Annotated in this window: 19 protein-coding genes and 1 pseudogene; all 20 read left to right on the top strand. The window is 41.7% G+C overall.

Annotated elements, in window-relative coordinates:
* Positions 1-41: 41 nt before the first annotated feature.
* The 20 genes and pseudogenes from AX663_RS10800 to AX663_RS05600 all read left to right on the top strand — a co-directional run bounded on the left by AX663_RS10800 (position 42) and on the right by AX663_RS05600 (position 18,592).
* Complete coding sequence (locus AX663_RS10800) at positions 42-206, top strand: hypothetical protein (protein WP_002891050.1); 165 nt, start codon at positions 42-44, stop codon at positions 204-206.
* A 121-nt stretch (positions 207-327) separates the two neighbouring features.
* A complete protein-coding gene (gene lepA / locus AX663_RS05690) occupies positions 328-2,160 on the top strand; it encodes a translation elongation factor 4 (protein ID WP_002891049.1) in 1,833 nt (610 codons plus the stop codon).
* Positions 2,161-2,273: 113 nt separating this feature from the next.
* Complete coding sequence (locus tag AX663_RS05685; RefSeq protein WP_231724212.1) at positions 2,274-3,587, top strand: hypothetical protein; 1,314 nt, start codon at positions 2,274-2,276, stop codon at positions 3,585-3,587.
* A gap of 98 nt (positions 3,588-3,685) precedes the next feature.
* Complete coding sequence (locus AX663_RS05680) at positions 3,686-4,027, top strand: hypothetical protein (RefSeq protein ID WP_060972975.1); 342 nt, start codon at positions 3,686-3,688, stop codon at positions 4,025-4,027.
* A 213-nt stretch (positions 4,028-4,240) separates the two neighbouring features.
* The gene (alsS, locus tag AX663_RS05675; RefSeq protein ID WP_060972974.1) at positions 4,241-5,917 is read left to right on the top strand and encodes an acetolactate synthase AlsS; all 1,677 of its coding nucleotides are present in this window, start codon (positions 4,241-4,243) and stop codon (positions 5,915-5,917) included.
* A 15-nt stretch (positions 5,918-5,932) separates the two neighbouring features.
* Positions 5,933-6,652 carry an acetolactate decarboxylase gene (gene budA, locus AX663_RS05670; protein ID WP_002891043.1) on the top strand — a complete coding sequence of 240 codons (720 nt, stop codon included), beginning with the start codon at positions 5,933-5,935 and terminating at the stop codon, positions 6,650-6,652.
* 162 nt (positions 6,653-6,814) lie between these two features.
* Positions 6,815-7,264, top strand: coding sequence for a MarR family winged helix-turn-helix transcriptional regulator (locus AX663_RS05665; RefSeq protein ID WP_060972973.1), 450 nt, complete (start codon positions 6,815-6,817; stop codon positions 7,262-7,264).
* A gap of 18 nt (positions 7,265-7,282) precedes the next feature.
* The gene (locus tag AX663_RS05660; RefSeq protein ID WP_060972972.1) at positions 7,283-8,248 is read left to right on the top strand and encodes a zinc-binding dehydrogenase; all 966 of its coding nucleotides are present in this window, start codon (positions 7,283-7,285) and stop codon (positions 8,246-8,248) included.
* Positions 8,241-8,969: an ATP-binding cassette domain-containing protein gene (locus AX663_RS05655; protein ID WP_060972971.1), complete on the top strand. Its 729-nt coding sequence runs from the start codon at positions 8,241-8,243 to the stop codon at positions 8,967-8,969. Before AX663_RS05660 ends, AX663_RS05655 begins: the two co-directional genes overlap by 8 nt.
* Entirely contained in the window at positions 8,962-10,482 is a 1,521-nt protein-coding gene (locus AX663_RS05650) for an ABC transporter permease/substrate-binding protein (RefSeq protein ID WP_060972970.1), read from the top strand. Before AX663_RS05655 ends, AX663_RS05650 begins: the two co-directional genes overlap by 8 nt.
* Positions 10,483-10,592: 110 nt before the next feature.
* Positions 10,593-11,393, top strand: coding sequence for a PhzF family phenazine biosynthesis protein (locus AX663_RS05645; RefSeq protein WP_060972969.1), 801 nt, complete (start codon positions 10,593-10,595; stop codon positions 11,391-11,393).
* A gap of 300 nt (positions 11,394-11,693) precedes the next feature.
* Positions 11,694-12,296, top strand: a complete 603-nt coding sequence (locus AX663_RS05640; RefSeq protein WP_021144108.1) for a hypothetical protein — start codon at positions 11,694-11,696, stop codon at positions 12,294-12,296.
* On the top strand, positions 12,296-13,087 hold the full coding sequence (locus tag AX663_RS05635; RefSeq protein ID WP_197414206.1) for an energy-coupling factor transporter transmembrane component T: 792 nt from the start codon (positions 12,296-12,298) through the stop codon (positions 13,085-13,087). Before AX663_RS05640 ends, AX663_RS05635 begins: the two co-directional genes overlap by 1 nt.
* Complete coding sequence (locus AX663_RS05630; protein ID WP_037597839.1) at positions 13,063-13,899, top strand: ABC transporter ATP-binding protein; 837 nt, start codon at positions 13,063-13,065, stop codon at positions 13,897-13,899. The genes AX663_RS05635 and AX663_RS05630 overlap by 25 nt, the downstream gene beginning before the upstream one ends.
* A complete protein-coding gene (locus tag AX663_RS05625) occupies positions 13,886-14,686 on the top strand; it encodes an energy-coupling factor ABC transporter ATP-binding protein (RefSeq protein WP_002891034.1) in 801 nt (266 codons plus the stop codon). The genes AX663_RS05630 and AX663_RS05625 overlap by 14 nt, the downstream gene beginning before the upstream one ends.
* A 167-nt stretch (positions 14,687-14,853) precedes the next feature.
* Positions 14,854-15,216, top strand: a pseudogene (gene pnuC, locus AX663_RS05620) (nicotinamide riboside transporter PnuC); the annotation flags it as partial.
* Positions 15,217-15,355: 139 nt separating this feature from the next.
* Entirely contained in the window at positions 15,356-15,787 is a 432-nt protein-coding gene (locus AX663_RS05615) for an Rrf2 family transcriptional regulator (RefSeq protein WP_060972967.1), read from the top strand.
* A gap of 76 nt (positions 15,788-15,863) precedes the next feature.
* On the top strand, positions 15,864-16,868 hold the full coding sequence (locus AX663_RS05610) for an NADP-dependent oxidoreductase (protein WP_060972966.1): 1,005 nt from the start codon (positions 15,864-15,866) through the stop codon (positions 16,866-16,868).
* A 13-nt stretch (positions 16,869-16,881) separates the two neighbouring features.
* Positions 16,882-17,718 (top strand): alpha/beta fold hydrolase, encoded by an 837-nt coding sequence (locus AX663_RS05605; protein WP_060972965.1) that lies wholly within the window; start codon positions 16,882-16,884, stop codon positions 17,716-17,718.
* A 1-nt stretch (position 17,719) separates the two neighbouring features.
* A complete protein-coding gene (locus AX663_RS05600; RefSeq protein ID WP_060972964.1) occupies positions 17,720-18,592 on the top strand; it encodes an SDR family NAD(P)-dependent oxidoreductase in 873 nt (290 codons plus the stop codon).
* The last annotated feature ends 84 nt before the right edge of the window (positions 18,593-18,676 follow it).

The raw sequence follows: 18,676 nt of genomic DNA, 5'->3' as shown, positions 1-18,676 counted from the left end.
AATATAATCGTGATTAATTATGCTTTAAAAGGAGCCTTTCTATGTCAGATATTTTACACTATATTATAGAGCACCCATTTTTTAGTCTCATTCTATTGGGAATTGTTGTACTAGCCTTCGGTTTAGCTCCATTTTCAAGTAGTTCTACAGAAAACAAGCGCTCGGCAATTATTAATAAGCACTATAACGATACTTTTAAGAAGTAAGAAGGACTAAATGCGGTCAGAAAGCAGATATTAGAGATAGGCAAAAGCCTGTCTTTTTTGTATAATAGAAGGTAACGATTAGTTTTTTTATAATCACAAGTAAGAACTAGGAAAGATAAAAATGCCAAATATTGAAGAATTAAAACAACGACAGGAGAAGATTCGTAACTTCTCTATTATTGCCCATATTGACCACGGTAAATCAACCCTTGCTGACCGTATTTTGGAAAAGACTGAGACAGTATCAAGTCGTGAGATGCAGGCGCAACTCCTTGATAGTATGGACCTCGAACGTGAACGTGGTATCACTATCAAACTAAATGCCATTGAGCTTAACTATACAGCTAAAGATGGCGAAACATATATTTTCCACCTAATCGACACACCAGGACACGTGGACTTTACTTATGAAGTGTCACGTTCTCTTGCTGCCTGTGAGGGTGCAATCTTGGTGGTGGATGCTGCTCAAGGGATTGAAGCGCAAACACTTGCCAATGTTTACTTGGCCCTAGATAATGACTTGGAAATCTTACCAGTTATCAATAAAATCGACCTTCCAGCTGCAGATCCTGAACGTGTGCGTACAGAGGTTGAAGATGTTATCGGACTAGATGCTTCTGAAGCCGTGCTTGCATCAGCTAAAGCTGGTATCGGTATCGAGGAGATTCTCGAACAAATCGTTGAGAAAGTTCCTGCACCTCAAGGTGAAGTCGAAGCGCCTCTCCAAGCCCTTATCTTTGACTCTGTTTATGATGCCTACCGTGGGGTTATCCTCCAAGTGCGTGTGGTTAACGGAATGGTTAAACCAGGAGATAAGATTCAAATGATGTCTAATGGCAAGACCTTTGATGTTACTGAAGTTGGTATCTTCACGCCTAAAGCTGTTGGCCGTGACTACCTTGCGACAGGTGATGTTGGTTATATCGCGGCCTCAATCAAGACTGTTGCGGATACCCGTGTCGGTGATACAGTAACACTTGCGGATAATCCAGCAGCAGAGCCACTCCATGGCTATAAGCAAATGAATCCAATGGTCTTCGCCGGTCTTTATCCAATTGAGTCTAATAAATACAATGACTTGCGTGAAGCTCTTGAAAAGCTCCAGTTGAACGATGCTAGTCTTCAGTTTGAGCCTGAAACGTCTCAAGCCCTTGGTTTTGGTTTCCGTTGTGGTTTCTTGGGTCTTCTTCACATGGATGTTATCCAAGAACGTTTGGAACGTGAGTTTAACATTGATCTCATCATGACAGCACCATCGGTAGTTTACCATGTTAACACTACTGACGGTGAGATGCTTGAAGTATCTAACCCATCTGAATTCCCAGATCCTACACGTATTGATGCCATCGAAGAGCCTTATGTTAAAGCTCAAATCATGGTTCCTCAAGAGTATGTTGGTGCGGTTATGGAGTTGGCACAACGTAAACGTGGTGATTTTGAAACCATGGAATACATTGATGATAATCGTGTGAACGTTATCTATCAAATTCCACTTGCTGAAATCGTCTTTGATTTCTTTGATAAATTGAAGTCATCAACTCGTGGTTATGCAAGTTTCGATTATGAATTGTCAGAATACCGTCGCTCACAATTGGTGAAAATGGATATTCTTCTTAATGGTGACAAGGTCGATGCCCTTAGCTTCATCGTGCATAAGGAATTTGCCTACGAGCGTGGAAAACTTATTGTTGATAAGCTTAAGAAAATCATTCCACGTCAACAATTCGAAGTGCCTATCCAAGCGGCTATCGGTCAAAAAATTGTTGCCCGTACAGATATCAAAGCCCTTCGTAAAAACGTCTTGGCAAAATGTTATGGTGGTGACGTTTCACGTAAACGTAAACTCCTCGAAAAACAAAAAGCCGGTAAGAAACGTATGAAAGCTATCGGTTCGGTTGAAGTACCACAAGAAGCCTTCTTATCAGTACTTTCAATGGACGAAGATGAGAAATAAGAGTAATAGTCAGAATGTGATGTTCTGGCTATTTTTGTAAAAAAGTTATGATAAAGAAGATTTTAAGATTTCCCTTCTCGAAGCGTGGAAGGATTTATACTGCGACTATACTAATGCTTTTCTTTTTAGGGAATATATATATAAAGCACAAATTTCATGAAAAAGCTGTAGAAGAGTTACAGATGGCTCTAAAAGTTGATAAAGTAACTTCCAATGAGATTTTTGGTAGACGTGAACAATATGTTGCAATTAGTCATGAAGAACCCACTTACTATAATTCTGAAGATAATGTAGCTACTGAGATGATTGGTAGAAATCATTTTGTTCGCTATTACGACACCATGAGTAGTCTCCATCAAGCTCATTTGGTAGTTTATGATATCAACAAAAATTTTGAAAAGAAAATTATTAATTTGACCCCATATTTGAAGAAAATAAAAGATTTTAAAGATATTAAGGAGTTGGCTGTGTCTTTAAAATCGATTGATGGTTATGATTATGTTTTCTTGGAGAATTCTCAAAACGATAAGCAATTTGCTTACAATTTAGATACGAATCAATTTTTAACTAGAGACCTACCAGATTATTCTTACAGTAAGGATGAACTGCTTTATTATGGTGATAAGAGTTCTGCTCGAAATCAGATGAATGATAGCACCATGTGGGGATATTTAAAGAGAGAAGGAAACTTGGATGAGCTTTTAAGGAAGTCACCAGCCCCAAAGGACAGCTATTTATCTGCTCATCTAAACCTTATCATAGAAATTGATAAGGTAGACATTTCCAAAGATGAAAGTCAGATTAATCTATTTAATGACAATCCCGAAGTCAAACATATTTACGAAGAAGCTGTAAATCAGACACCGACAAATAGTAATACAATAAAGAAATTTAAAGTATTGACCCGTCAAGGTAAGGAAGGAGATTTTCCAGCTGGTCCAACTGAGCCAGTGAAAAGGAAAGGACCTGATAAACCAAGTGCACCAAAGAAAGTTTCAGAATTAAATGTTTTTTCTGATTCTATTTTTCCTGTTAAAACTTTAAGTTTTAGTGAGATTCTTAACAAAAAGGCTCAACAAGACTATCAGAAAGACTATCGAGCTTACGAAAAAGCACGTCAAAAAGTTCAAAAGGATTACGATAGGGAATATAATGCCTATAAAAAGCAATTAGCTCAATATGAGTCTTATAGAGATAGAGAGTACGAAACACAATCACAAATCTATTTTTCTCCTGAAGAGCCAACAAATGATATTTTACATTGGTTAGGAACAAATGGTGAAAATGCGATTGTGGTTTCTGTGGAGGACAGTGCTGGTATTAAGAAAGACATTCATTCATTTGCTGATATAAAGGATTGGGTGGATAAACATGATTATGATTCCAGTATTAAGTCAGACTTTAGAGACTACAAAGGGGGCGACTAAGTATTCTTGAATGTCTATGTGGCTTCTACAAACCCTACACAAGCTTTTTTCTCGGCTTTAGGCTATAATAGATAAAAAGGAATGTTGGGAGGGCCACTATGGATATCACGAGTTTTATTCCTAGTCAGCGACAGACTATTCTGGAACGTTTTCAGCAAGTGGAGGCCTTAGGATTAGGCGCAGTTCGTATTGAGTTGAAGGTTGCGAATCCTGTTGGCATCATCTATGAGTGCTACATTATGGCAGGGGAAAATTATTTTTCTGATCAAGCAGTGGTATCCTTCCGTATTCTTTACGAAAAGGACTTGGAACGCATTTCTTTGGATGTCGTTGATATCCCTGGTCGCTCAAGTTTGTCTAATTATCTCCAGTTACTAGAGATTTTTGATGGCCTGCAAAATTATCTTAATCGAGAGTTTGCTAAGGTAAAAAATACATAAACATCTGATAGCAATCAGGTGTTTCTTTTTGTGCTAGAAGTTCAAAATTTCACAATCTTTTTTTCACAAGATTGTCTGAAAACTGTGCTATAATGATAACAGAATTGTGAAGTGATGAAAGTTTGTGAAAAAACGAGCAGACTTTGACACTTTGTGACTTATACTTGAAAGGAAAGTTGGCTCTATCATTTTAGGGCCAGAAGGACTGTATTCATGTCAGAAGAAAAGCAATTGTATGGTGCGGATTTAGTGGTTGATAGTTTGATCAACCATGATGTTGATTATGTCTTTGGGATTCCAGGTGCAAAAATCGATAGAGTTTTTGATACCTTGGAAGATAAGGGACCTGAATTGATTGTTGCCCGTCATGAGCAAAATGCTGCTTTTATGGCTCAAGGTGTTGGACGTATTACAGGGAAACCTGGTGTAGTATTGGTAACATCTGGTCCAGGTGTCTCTAATTTGGCTACTGGTTTGGTAACAGCGACAGATGAAGGAGACCCTGTTCTTGCTATTGGTGGTCAGGTTAAGCGTGCAGATCTTTTGAAACGTGCCCATCAATCAATGAATAACGTTGCTATGCTTGAACCGATTACCAAGTATGCTGCTGAAGTACATGATGCTAACACCCTTTCTGAAACGGTTGCTAATGCCTATCGCCATGCTAAGTCAGGGAAACCGGGTGCAAGCTTTATTTCAATTCCTCAAGACGTGACTGATGCTCCGGTCAGTGTTAAGGCTATCAAGCCTATGACGGATCCAAAACTTGGTTCAGCATCTGTTTCTGATATTAACTATCTCGCACAGGCGATAAAAAATGCCGTATTGCCGGTCTTACTTTTAGGGAACGGTGCTTCATCAGAAGCTGTAACTTACTCTATTCGCCAGATTTTGAAACATGTTAAATTACCAGTTGTTGAAACTTTCCAAGGTGCTGGTATCGTGTCACGTGACCTTGAAGAGGATACTTTCTTTGGTCGTGTAGGTCTTTTCCGTAACCAACCGGGGGACATGTTGCTTAAGAAGTCGGACTTGATTATTGCCATTGGTTATGACCCAATTGAGTATGAAGCACGTAACTGGAATGCTGAAATTTCAGCACGTATTATCGTAATTGATGTTGAACCTGCTGAGGTGGATACTTACTTCCAGCCAGAACGTGAATTGATTGGCAATGTAGAAGCAACCTTAGACTTGCTCTTGCCAGCTATTCAAGGCTACAAATTACCTGAAGGATCAGTTGAATATCTAAAAGGGTTAAAAAATACAGTCGTCGAAGATGTTAAATTTGACCGTCAGCCTGAAGAAGGTACCGTACATCCACTCGATTTAATTGAAGTTTTACAGGAACAAACGGATGATGATATGACAGTTACCGTTGACGTTGGTAGTCACTATATCTGGATGGCTCGTTATTTCAAATCTTATGAACCACGTCATTTGCTTTTCTCAAATGGGATGCAAACTTTGGGGGTTGCTCTTCCGTGGGCCATCTCTGCAGCTTTGGTTCGTCCTAAGACGAAAGTCATTTCTGTTTCTGGTGACGGTGGTTTCCTCTTCTCAGCACAAGAATTGGAGACAGCAGTTCGTTTGAAATTGCCAATTGTTCATATTATCTGGAACGATGGTCATTACAATATGGTGGAATTCCAGGAAGAAATGAAGTACGGTCGTTCATCTGGGGTTGACTTTGGTCCCGTAGATTTTGTAAAATATGCTGAGAGCTTTGGAGCGAAAGGTTATCGTGCAACAAGTAAAGAGGAGTTTTCTAGCTTGCTCCAAGAAGCCTTGGCTCAAGCTCTAGATGGACCAGTCCTTATTGATGTTCCAATCGACTATAAAGATAATATTAAACTCGGCGAAACTATTTTGCCAGATGAATTTTACTAAAAAGAGGGTGTAGACATGTCTGAAGCCATAAAATTATTTCAATATAATACTTTGGGAGCCTTGATGGCTGGGCTTTATGGAGGTACTTTAACAGTTGGAGAATTGTTGGAGCATGGAGACTTGGGTCTCGGAACATTAGATTCTATCGATGGTGAGTTGATTGTTCTTGACGGTAAAGCCTATCAAGCTAAAGGCTCTGAAGGTAAAGTCGAAGTGGTAGAAGTTTCTCCAGATGAAAAGGTTCCCTATGCAGCAGTCGTACCTCACCAAGCTGAAGTTATCTTCCGTCAACGTTATGAAATGACTGATAAAGAACTTGAGGATCGTATTGAATCTTACTATGATGGGGTTAATCTCTTCCGTTCTATCAAAATTAAGGGTCATTTTAAACATATGCACGTGCGCATGATTCCTAAATCAAATGCGGATATTAAGTTTGCTGATGTTGCCACACGCCAACCTGAGTACGAGGTAGATGATATTTCAGGTACCATCGTTGGTATTTGGACGCCAGAAATGTTTCATGGTGTGAGTGTTGCTGGTTATCACCTTCATTTTATTTCAGACGACTTGACATTTGGTGGTCACGTTATGGACTTTGTTATTGAAAATGGTATTATCGAAGTCGGTCCAGTTGACCAACTCGATCAACGTTTCCCAGTTCAAGACCGTCAGTATCTCTTTGCTAAATTCAATGTCGATGAGATGCGTGAAGATATTACCAAGGCTGAATAAAATATTTTAAAGATATCAATCGATTATAGTTAGAACTTTCCTAGATGATTAGGAAAGTTTTTTTGTTTTTATAATTATTTCGATATCGAAATAGTTGACAGATGTAACGAACAGTGATACAATGACTGTGATATTTCGATATAGAAATAAAAAGGAGACAAAATGGACAAGATGCAAGGGGGCTACCAAGCTTTACAGATACGTTTGTTGAACGGGCGTATCTTTCAAAAACTCTTGAGCAAGGAACCAGATGCTCAATACAGAAGTGAACAAGGGAAAATTTTAACAGTCTTATGGCAAAAAGAGCAAGGCAGGGCAACTGCAACTGATATTGCTTTAGCGACGGGACTAGCTAATAACACATTGACTAGCATGATAAAGAAATTGGTCGAGCAAGGCTTGGTTAAGATTGAACAGAGTGACCAGGACAAGCGCAAGAAGTTTGTAGTCTTGACGGAATTAGGTTGGGCGCAAAAAGAAATTGGAGATCGCGTTAGTCAGGAACTGGGAGAGATATTCTACCAAGGCTTTTTGGATAACGAAATCCAAGAATTTGAGGAGTATCAAGAGCGTATAATCTCAAATCTAAAAGCTAAAGAGAAAGAACTTTAAAAAAATAGGGAGTACCTTATGAAAGCAGTTGTTGTGAGCAGTCCAGGTGGACCAGAGGTATTAGAAGTTGTCGAACGACAAAAACCAATTTTGAAGGCCGGTTGGACCTTGGTGAAAATTCAAGGATTTGGCATCAATCACAGTGAAATTTTTACCCGTCAGGGTCTATCGCCGTCAGTTCAATTTCCTCGTGTGTTAGGAATTGAGTGTGTCGGTCTTGTGGAAGAAACGACACGATCGGATTTGAAGATTGGACAGCAAATCATTTCTATTATGGGGGAGATGGGGCGAGCTTTTGATGGAGGTTATGCAGAGTATACACTTCTCCCAAATGAGCAAATTTATCCAATAAAGACAGAACTTGATTTGGAAAGCTTGATTGCCCTTCCTGAAACCTATTACACAGCTTTTGGCTCTTTTCTTAATCTCAAGATTGAGGAGAAAGATTGCGTGTTAGTTCGCGGAGCAACCAGTGGTGTAGGAATTGCTTTTGCTAAACTGCTTAAAGGAAAATTTCCTGAGATTCACTTGGTAGGTACTAGCCGAAATTTAGCCAAGGAAGACCAATTGAAGGCGGTTGGATTTGATCAGGTGATTTTGGAGAAGGATGGCGTTTTGCAAAGTGAGGAGTCTTTCACAAAAATTCTAGATCTAGTGGGACCTCGCCATATCAAAGATAGTATCCATCACTTAAGTGAAGGAGGAATTATCTGCTCTTGTGGTCAATTAGGTGGCCAGTGGACCTTGGCTGATTTTGATCCAATTGTTGAATTGGGGAAGAATGTTTATTTAACGACCTTTTATTCGGGGAATGTTTCAAATGGAAAGCTCCAAGAGTTGATCGATTTTGTGGAATTGTATCAAGTGGATGTCCGGCCTGAGAAGGTTTATAGGCTAGAAGAGATACAAGAAGCGCACACCTATCTTGAAAGTAGCCAGTCCTTCGGGAAAGTAATTGTGAAAATTGAGGAAGAATATGATTGAATATAAAAATGTAGTCCTGCGCTACACGGATACAGACATTTTAAAAGATGTCAACCTCTGTATTGAAGATGGAGAATTGATGGTCCTTGTGGGACCTTCAGGGTCTGGAAAAACCACCATGCTCAAGATGATCAATCGTCTTTTGGAGCCGACAGATGGCAATATTTATATGGACGGAAAACGCATCAAGGACTATGATGAACGAGAGTTACGTCTTTCTACTGGTTATGTTTTGCAGGCCATTGCTCTCTTTCCAAATCTAACTGTCGCTGAGAATATTGCTTTAATTCCAGAGATGAAGGGCTGGGACAAGGAGCGAGTGGCTTCCAAAACAGTCGAACTTTTAGAAAAAGTAGGCCTTCCAGCTTCTGATTATGCCGATCGCAAACCCCATGAGCTGTCTGGTGGGGAGCAACAACGGATTGGGATTGTGCGTGCCATCATTGGAGAACCAAAGATTCTATTAATGGACGAACCCTTTTCAGCCTTGGATACTATTTCACGCAAGCAGTTGCAAGCTCTCACCAAAGACTTGCACAAAGAATTTGGTATGACGACTATTTTCGTGACCCATGACACGGACGAAGCCTTAAAATTAGGCGATCGGATTGCGGTGTTACAGGGAGGAAAGATTGTGCAGGTGGCGGATTCTGATACCATTCTAGCCCAGCCAGCCAACGTCTTTGTCGCAGATTTGTTTGGAGGTGCTCACCATGTCTAAACTACTTACAACTTTTCAAGAACGCTTTGGAGATTGGCTTACTGCACTGGGGCAACATTTGCAACTGTCATTACTGACCTTGCTCCTTGCTATTTTTCTGGCGGTCCCTCTGGCTATTTATTTAAGTAGTCGCAAGAGAGCCAGCAACTGGGTCTTACAGTTGGCTGGGATCTTCCAGACGATTCCTTCCATGGCCCTTTTGGGGCTCTTCATTCCCATCATGGGAATTGGAACACTTCCGGCCTTGACAGCTCTCGTCATCTATGCCATTTTCCCCATCCTTCAAAATACCATCACTGGTTTGCAAGGGATTGACCCAAGTCTAGAAGAAGCAGGGGTCGCCTTTGGGATGACCAAGTTGGAGCGACTCAAGAAGTTTGAGATTCCCTTGGCCATGCCCGTCATCATGTCAGGGATTCGGACAGCAGCTGTGATGATTATCGGGACGGCTACCCTAGCTGCCTTAATTGGAGCTGGGGGACTCGGTTCCTTTATCCTTCTGGGGATTGACCGCAATAATGCCAGTCTGATTTTGATCGGTGCCCTGTCTTCAGCCTTCTTGGCCATCGCCTTTAACCTTCTTCTCAAATGGATGGAAAAGGCTAAATTGCGGACCATCTTTGCGACTTTTGCGGTAATGGTTATCGGATTGGGAGTATCTTATACGCCAAGTCTTCTTCCCAAACCGGAAAAAGAAAACCTGGTCATCGCTGGGAAGTTAGGTCCTGAACCGGAAATTCTAGCCAATATGTACAAGATTTTGATTGAAGAAAACACGGACATGACAGTGACTGTTAAACCAAATTTTGGCAAGACCACTTTCCTCTATGAAGCTCTGAAAAAAGGGGATATTGCTATCTATCCAGAGTTTACAGGGACCGTGACCGAAAGTCTCCTCAAGCCGGCGCCGCAAGTCGACCATGATCCAGAAGCAGTCTACAAGGCAGCTCGAGATGGAATCAAGAAACAAGACAACCTGGCCTTGCTCAAACCCATGGCTTATCAGAATACCTATGCTGTCGCGGTGCCTAAGAATATTGCCCAAGAGTATGGCCTCAAGACCATTTCAGATTTGAAAAAGGTGGAAGGACAACTCAAGGCAGGATTTACGCTAGAGTTTAATGATCGAGAGGATGGGAACAAGGGCTTGCAGAAAATCTATGGTCTTAATCTACAAGTCTCCACCATGGAGCCAGCCCTTCGCTACCAGGCGATCCAGTCTGGTGAAATCCAGATCACAGATGCTTACTCAACGGATGCCGAGCTGGCTCGCTATGACCTGGTGGTCCTTGAAGATGACAAGCAACTCTTCCCGCCATATCAAGGGGCTCCCCTCATGAAAGAAGCTCTTCTTAAGAAACACCCTGAATTGGAAGCTGTTCTCAATCAGTTAGCTGGTAAAATCACAGCAGAGCAAATGAGCCAGATGAACTACCAAGTGGGAGTAGAAGGTAAACCGGCTGCCCAAGTCGCACATGATTTCTTGGTAAAAGAAGGTGTTATTAAGAAATAATGGAAAATTTGCACAAAAAGTAACTTTTTAAATAACTTTTTTAGTTACTATTTGTCTGTTTTCTATCCTATTTTCAGATATAATAAAGATAACAAATTAAGGAGCCCTTCATGCCAATTAGTCAATATACGATTTCACAATTTATCGTTGATGCTTTTACAGATACTGTTTTTACAGGAAATCCGGCTGCTGTTTGTCTTCTGGACGAATGGTTGTCGGATAATACCTTACAGAATATTGCCAAAGAAAACAATCTCTCTGAGACAGCTTTTACGGTTAAAAGGAACGGCTATTACGATTTACGTTGGTTTACTCCCGGTGGAGAAATCGATTTGTGTGGTCATGCTACTTTAGCAACTGCTTTTGTTCTCTTTCAATTTAAAGAAAAAGAAGCTGAAAATCTTACCTTTGCAACACAAAGTGGCGAACTTGTGGTTACTAAGAAAGCTGAGTATTATGAGCTGAATTTCCCAGTTTACTCGATGCACCAAGTTCCAGTAACAAGTGAGATGGAAGAAGCAATCGGTATTCGTCCGCTTGAAGCGTGGCTGGGAAGAGACCTAGTGTGTATCCTCCCTCATGAAAATGATGTCATTGCTGCGACTCCAGATTTCGATAAAGTTAAAGCATTAGATGGCTTACTCCTAAATATCACAGCTAAAGGTAAAAACTATGATACCGTTACACGTAGTTTTGCACCAAAATTATCAATCATGGAAGATCCAGTTTGTGGTTCTGGGCATTGTCATGTCATTCCCTTATGGGCTAAAAAGTTAGGACAAGAAGAATTTAGAGCTTATCAAGCCTCTAAGAGAAGTGGTCATCTTATTTGCCGACTAGAAGGCGATAGGCTTTATCTTGCGGGAAAAGCTGCCCTCTATAGCCGTGGCGAGATTAATGTGACAGACTAGATGTTGTCTAGTATAAGAAATAACGATTAAAGTCATTATAGAAACAAAAGATGTCTAGCTGAGCTAGGCATTTTAAATTTTCCAAATTTTTTTGAAGAATTTTCAGAAAAGACTTGACAATTTTGAAAATAAGCGTATGATATAGAGTATGAACTTAGAAATAGTAATTTTACTATATTAATCTATGTCGACTACGGTTGGTATTGTGAAAAGACTAAATAGTTCTATTAACTATTCTATAGAGCGTTGCGTCCGAAAGTCATTCCTGACACGGCTCTTTAAAAACAAAAGGAGAAGATTATGAAAACAGAACCGATTCATCGTACCAGTATGTGGAAATTTAAGTTAAGTGCTTCCACCATGACTTTGATTCCCGCTGCCGTGGGGATTAACTATGTTGCCAAAGCCTTGGCGGAGGGGTTAAAGTTGCCCGTTTGGCTGGGGTCTTTGGGAACCTTTCTTGCCAGCATGTTGGCTGGGCCGGTTGCCGGTGCCATCAGTGGTTTCATCAACAACGTGATCTATGGGCTGACCTTATCGCCAATTTCAACCGTGTATGCGATTACCAGCATCGGAATTGGGATTGCTGTCGGAGTTTTGCACGCCAATGGGTGGTTCTCGTCAGGGCGACGAGTATTTGTTTCTGCTATTATTATTGCCATCGTTTCAGCTGTCATTTCAACGCCACTCAACGTCATCTTTTGGGGTGGTCAGACCGGTATCGCTTGGGGTGACTCATTGTTTGCGGTAATGGTCGCCAATCATGCACCAGTGTGGCTGGCCTCATTTACCGATGAGTTTGTCTTGGATATTTTGGATAAAGTCTGCGTGGCCTACCTGGCATTCTTCATCTATCGTCAGCTGCCGAAGCGGATGGTGCACTTCTTTAGCGGTGATAAATGATGACTGATCAAACATTGATTTCTGGAGCGCCACGGGTCAAGCTCAAGTGGTACCAGGTGATCGATCCGATTACTAAGCTCTTGTTCATCTTGGACATGACGTTGTTGAGCTTTGCCAGTATGAATTTATTGCTTCAGGCCGGATTAATTCTTGTCGCAACATTGCTATTGTTATTTTCCAAATTGAGTTCTACCATCTTTAAAGCGCTGGGATTCAGCCTGTTTCTGATTTGCACCATGCTGATCATCCAAGGGTTATTTTACAGTCGGAATCAAACTGTGCTGTTTTCTGTGCTTGGGGTGTCGTTCTACAAAGAAGGCCTGATTTACGCCAGCACTCTGGGTTGTCGAGTATTGGTGATTATTTTGACCAGTGGCTTTTTTATGGTGACCACGAGTATTTCAGAAAACGCGGCCTATTTGGAACTGTCCGGATTGTCTTATAAAACCGTCTACGTTCTGATGTCGGTGTGTTATATTTTGCCGGAAATGATGCGCAATATGCGGAAAATCCAGCAGGCACAAAAAGTTCGCGGAACCAATCCGCAAAAAACGTTGATTCAGAAATTAAAGTCAGTCCTGCCGGTTCTAATTCCATTGGTGATTAAGACCTTGGATCAATCGATGGCGCGGTCGATTTCGCTCCAACTGAGAGGTTTTGATAATCCCAACCGGACTGTCAGAACCTCCCAGCGCGTGTATCGCCTGTCGCGGACGCTGCACATTGGTCTGACTGGATTGGCAATTTTATTGATTGGGTGGAAGATATGGAAGAAGATAAACGGATTGTAATTGAAAATTTGACCACCCGTTATCCGGGTACTGAGCAACCACAACTGCGTCAGATTAACGCGGAGGTTCATACCGGTCAGGTGGTTGGGATTATCGGGAATAGCCACTCCGGCAAATCGACTTTGTGCCGTGTGCTGGCAGGGGTCATTCCCAAAATTGTGTCTGCTGAGATTGAGGGCGACTGGCACATGTTTGGCCAGCGAGTGTCCGACAATTGGCCCGTTTATAATGCCATGAATGGAGTTGTACTGCAAAATCCAGCTGGCCAACTAAGCGGGTTGGCAGATACGGTTGCCGATGAAATCGCCTTTGACTTGATTAATCAGGGAATGGCTGAAGGACTGATTCAAAAACGGGTTGAAGAAGTTGCCACGCAAATGGGGCTGATTGAACAGCTGAATTTGCGTCCCGAGAGCCTTTCCGGTGGTCAGATCCAGCGGTTGGCAATTGCCACGGCGATTGTGGCTAATCCGGCTGTTTTGATTATGGATGATCCGACCAGTCAGATGGATCCCCTTGGCCGCCGGCAATTTTTCCAATGGCTGGCCCAAGTCAAAGAGACGACTGTCTTCATTGTCACCAGTGAAATTGACGATTTGTGCGAAGTCGCCGACGTTGTGTGGGTGCTGCACGAGGGTCAAATGGTAGCCCAGGGCAGGCCGGGTGAGGTGTTTAATCATTTGGCAGCTGACTGGCAGATTCCAGCCCCGACAATCCAGCAACTTGCTCAAAAAATGGATTGGCACTTGGCTGATGGCCGGTATCCGGTGAATGGCGCTGATCTGAAGGAGGCTTGTTATGTCCACAATTGAACTGAACCACCTGACGTTCACTTATCCTGAACGGTCCTTTAGCTTGGATGTTGAAGACAAACACTTCGCCGATCCGATGGTGGCGATTGTCGGCCAAAATGGTGCCGGTAAATCAACGCTCTTCAAATTGTTGACGGGCTTGCTGACACCACAAACCGGTGTGATTAAGATCGATGGAGAAAATTTTAATGATCTTAAACCAGTCGAAAAGTTACTGAAGGTTGGGATTACTTTTCAGAATCCTGACGACCAGCTTTTCAACCCGACCGTTCAACGAGAGGTGGAGTGGAGTGTCGCGCAGGTCATGGATGACCACGACACGATTACGAGGCGGGCTTTAGCGGCTCTAAAAAGAGTTGGCTTGGATGATAAAGCAGCTGAAAGTCCATATGACCTGTCATTGTCGGAACGCAAGCTGTTGAGCGTTGCCACAGTTTTGGCAGTGGATCCGGCGATTTATTTATTTGATGAGCCGATGATGTCGCTTGATTGGGAAAGCCGGCGCAAGTTGACCGCAATTTTCCATCAGTTGGCTGATTCGGGCCACCAAGTTGTGACCATCACCCATGACATGGATTGGGTCGCCGCCGAGTTTGAGTCGGTGTATGTTATGGAACACGGGAAGTTTGGCTTCGCAGGCAGTCCACGAGAATTGTTCAGCGATCACGAACTTGTCCAGCGAGTGGGATTACTACCACCGCGGATTATGGACATAGCGGAGTCGCTGGGTGATTCACAGACATATTTATCGGTTAATGATTATTGCCAGAAAAATCGAGATGTATAGAAAAAGTCACCTCTGCGGGTTTTCCAGGTTGAAGGATTAACTTCAGCTTCTGGCAAGAACTCACGGTTCTTTTCTACCATTTGTCAAGTCTATCAAGGCTTTAAGTAAAAAAAAGAGATAAGACAGTATCTATTCTGAGGTTACTGTCTTATTTTTAACACTTTTTGATCTATCAAGCCCAGTTCAAAAAAGAACAACAAGAATTTGTTGCCCGTAAGTTGGATACTGTGGGATGGACCAAGTACCTATCAATTAGTGTACTTTGGTGGCTAGCTTTTGGTCTTATTTACCAGTCAATTGGAGCTAATCGTCCTTATCGTGATTCTATTACTGATGCTACAAACGGTGTCGGCCAGCTCTTGATGACAGCTGTTTACCGCGAACAATGGATTTTTTGGGCTGCTACTAATGTTTTCTCTATCTATTTGTGGTGGGGAGAAAGCCTTCAAATTCAAGGGAAATACTTCATTTACCTCATCAACAGTTTGGTTGGTTGGTACCAATGGAGTAAGGCAGCTAAGAAAGCTTAATACTTATGTTTATCAATTAATAAGAGGATCCAGTAGGGTCTTTTTTTGTGTTTTTACAGTGAAGCAAAAGTCTTGCTTTTCTTTTTATTTGTGTTATACTTGTTCTTGCGTCGGATACAAGTTATCTAAAGGAGTTTATATGGATACAAAATTTTCAGTTGCTCTACATATCCTAACCATGATTAGCGAGAGTAAGGAAACCCTAAGTTCTCAAGCTCTGGCTGAGAGTGTTGGGACCAACGCTAGTTATATTCGTAAGGTGATTGCCTTATTGAAAAATGCTGGACTAATCCAGTCTCAGCAAGGAAAAACGGGCTACCAACTTAGTAAATCGCCAAAGGACATCACCTTACTTAACATTTATTTTGCGACACAAGAAGTCAGCCACATCAGCTTATTTCCTGTTCACCAGAATAGCAATCCCGATTGTCCCGTTGGACAACATATCCAAGGAGCAGTTTCGCCACTATTTGCTAGCACTGAAGCTCAACTTGAGAAGGAACTAGCCCACCAAACCTTAGAAGATGTCATTAACAATCTTTATAAAGATGCCAAACAAAAACGAAACTGATTTGCATGCAGATCAGTTTTTAAAAGACTATACCTGTATCTGTATCAGATACAACAAAAATAGAAAAGAGAAGACAATGAAAGCTGCACAACATACTACTTATAACAAAAAGAATATCACTCTTAACATCACAGAAATCGCAAAACCAAGTATTACAGATAAAGAAGTTTTGGTCAAAGTCACCGCAGCTGGTGTTAATCCTCTGGATAATATGATTTCCAGAGGAGAAGTCAAGATGATCGTCCCTTACAAGCTCCCACAAACTGCAGGTAATGAAGTAGTCGGTATCATTGAAGAGATCGGTAGACAAGTCAAAAATCTCAAAGTCGGAGACCGAGTTTTTGGACGTTTACCACTTGATCATATTGGTGCCTTTGCAGAATACGTAGCCGTCGATAATCAGGCTCTAGCCAAGGTTCCAGACTATCTGTCTGACGAGGAAGCCGCTGCTGTGCCTTTGACAGCCTTAACCATTATGCAAGCCTTAGAACTCATGGGAGCTCAAGCTGGCAAAACCATCTTTATCTCTGGTGGTACAGGCGGTGTCGGTGGAATGGCCATTCCAATCGCTAAAGCTAAAGGTTTAACAGTCATCACCAATGGGGCTGGAGATAGTGCTGAGCGAGTTTTGAAGCTAGGAGCAGACCGTTTTATCGATTACAAAACAGAGGATTATACAAAAACTGTTAGCCAGGTTGATTATGTCCTCGATACCCTTGGGGGCGCTGAGACTGAAAAACAAATGTCTATCATGAAAAAAGGTGGTCAGCTTGTGTCCCTCCGTGCGATGCCAAATGGTGACTTTGCCAAACGGATGAACCTGCCAAAATGGAAACAGATCCTACTTGGCTTAGCCGGTCGCAAATTTGATAAGATGGCTGACAAATACGGCGTTCACTACCATTTTATCTTTGTGGAAAGCAATGGCACTCAATTACAAGAGGTATCTGACCTCTTTAGCAAGTTAGAAATCAAGCCATCTATCGATACAGTCTATCCATTTGAAGAAGTGAATAGCGCCTTAGACAAGGTCGCTAATGGTCGCTCACGTGGAAAAACAGTTCTCAGCTTTAAGAAATAAAAAGGTAAACACAATGTCATATCTTACAACTAAAAATCAATACATCACTGTCGACGGGAACAAAATCGCCTATCGCGAACTCAGCAAAGGCAAATCAAAACTACCTCTTCTAATGCTGGTCCATTTGGCAGCAACCCTGGACAACTGGGATCCAAAACTTTTGGACTTGATTGCTGAAAAACACCATGTGATTGTGGTCGACCTTCCTGGTGTCGGAGCCAGTCAAGGCAAAGTGGCGCCAACCATTCCTGGAATGGCTGAGCAGACAATTGACTTTGTAAAAGCCCTTGGTTACGATAAAATCAATCTCCTAGGTCTTTCTATGGGAGGCATGATTGCCCAAGAAATGATCCGAATCAAGCCTGATTTGGTCAACCGTCTCATCTTGGCAGGAACAGGACCTCGAGGTGGAAAAGAGATCGATAAGGTTACAGTGAAAACCTTTAACTATATGTTTAAAGCGGGACTTGAGCGCATCGATCCTAAACGCTATATCTTCTATAACCATGATGAACAAGGAAAAATCGAAGCTTTGAAAGTCCTCGGACGAATGGGAATGCGAACCAAGGGATTTGCGGACAAAGACATGAGTGTGCCTGGTTTCTTGACGCAACTCAAAGCTATTAAACGTTGGGGGAAAGATTCTCAAGACGACCTAAGATTTATCACTCAACCAACCTTAATCGTCAACGGCGACAAGGATATGCAGGTTCCAACGGAAAATTCTTATGATATGCATGAAAAAATAAAAGATAGTAAGCTGATTATCTATCCAAATGCTGGTCACGGCTCCATCTTCCAATATGCAGAAGAATTTTCAAAAGAACTCATTGCTTTCTTGGAGGACTAATATGGTCAAAACTATTCTAATAACCGGTGCTACGGATGGCATTGGAAAGCACTTGGCAAAGAAACTGGCTAGTGAAGGCCATCAGGTCATTCTTCATGGACGAAATCCTCAAAAACTGGAATTGGCGCTTCAAGAGGTTCGGGCAGTTTCCCTGAGAGGCAGAGTTTCAAGCTACTTGGCAGATTTTTCAAAATTAGATGATGTTTATCGATTTGCGGAGGAAATCAAGCGAGATTTTCAAAGGATCGATGTCTTGTTTAACAATGCGGGACTGTATGCAGGAAAAGAACGAAAAGCGAGTGCTGAAAATGTCGAGTTGACTTTTATGTTATCCGTTCTGGTTCCCTATATGTTAACAACTGAGCTAAGCCCTTTGTTAGAAAAAGCAGCTGACGGCCGTGTCATTAATACTTCTTCCTATATGCATCATTTTGCCAAGGTCAAGGATTTGGACTTTGGATTTGAGAACAACTATCATCCAGGATTGGCCTATAATAATTCCAAACTCTATACCATTTGGATGACACGCTATCTAGCAAGAGACTTCTTTTTAAGAGGTTCAAACATCACCATTAATGCCTATCATCCTGGCTTGATTTCAACCAACTTAGGGAATCATTCTAGTGATGAAAGGACGAAAAAGTCTCTCTTCAGACGCTTGATGAAGTCTCTTTCAAAAGATCTAGATCAGGGAATCGAAACAGGCTATTATCTCACCTTATCAGAGGAAGTCAGGGGCTTGACAGGCTACTATTTTGATGAAAAGAAAGTCAAGCCGGTATCTGAAAAAGGCTATTCATTTGAAAAAGCACGGAAATTAATGGATTACTGCCAAGAAAAAATTATAATGTTTAAAGAAAAGCAGGATTTTTAATTCCTTATTGATTTCGTAAATACAAAAAAGAGAGTGGGACAGAAATCGGTAATTCGTTAGAATTCGATTTCGTCGTCCCACCTC

The sequence above is a fragment of the Streptococcus sp. CCH8-H5 genome, assembly GCF_001556505.1.
Taxonomy (GTDB): domain Bacteria; phylum Bacillota; class Bacilli; order Lactobacillales; family Streptococcaceae; genus Streptococcus.
The sequence above is the reverse complement of the archived record's forward strand: the minus strand, read 5'-3'. Positions and strand labels throughout refer to the sequence as shown.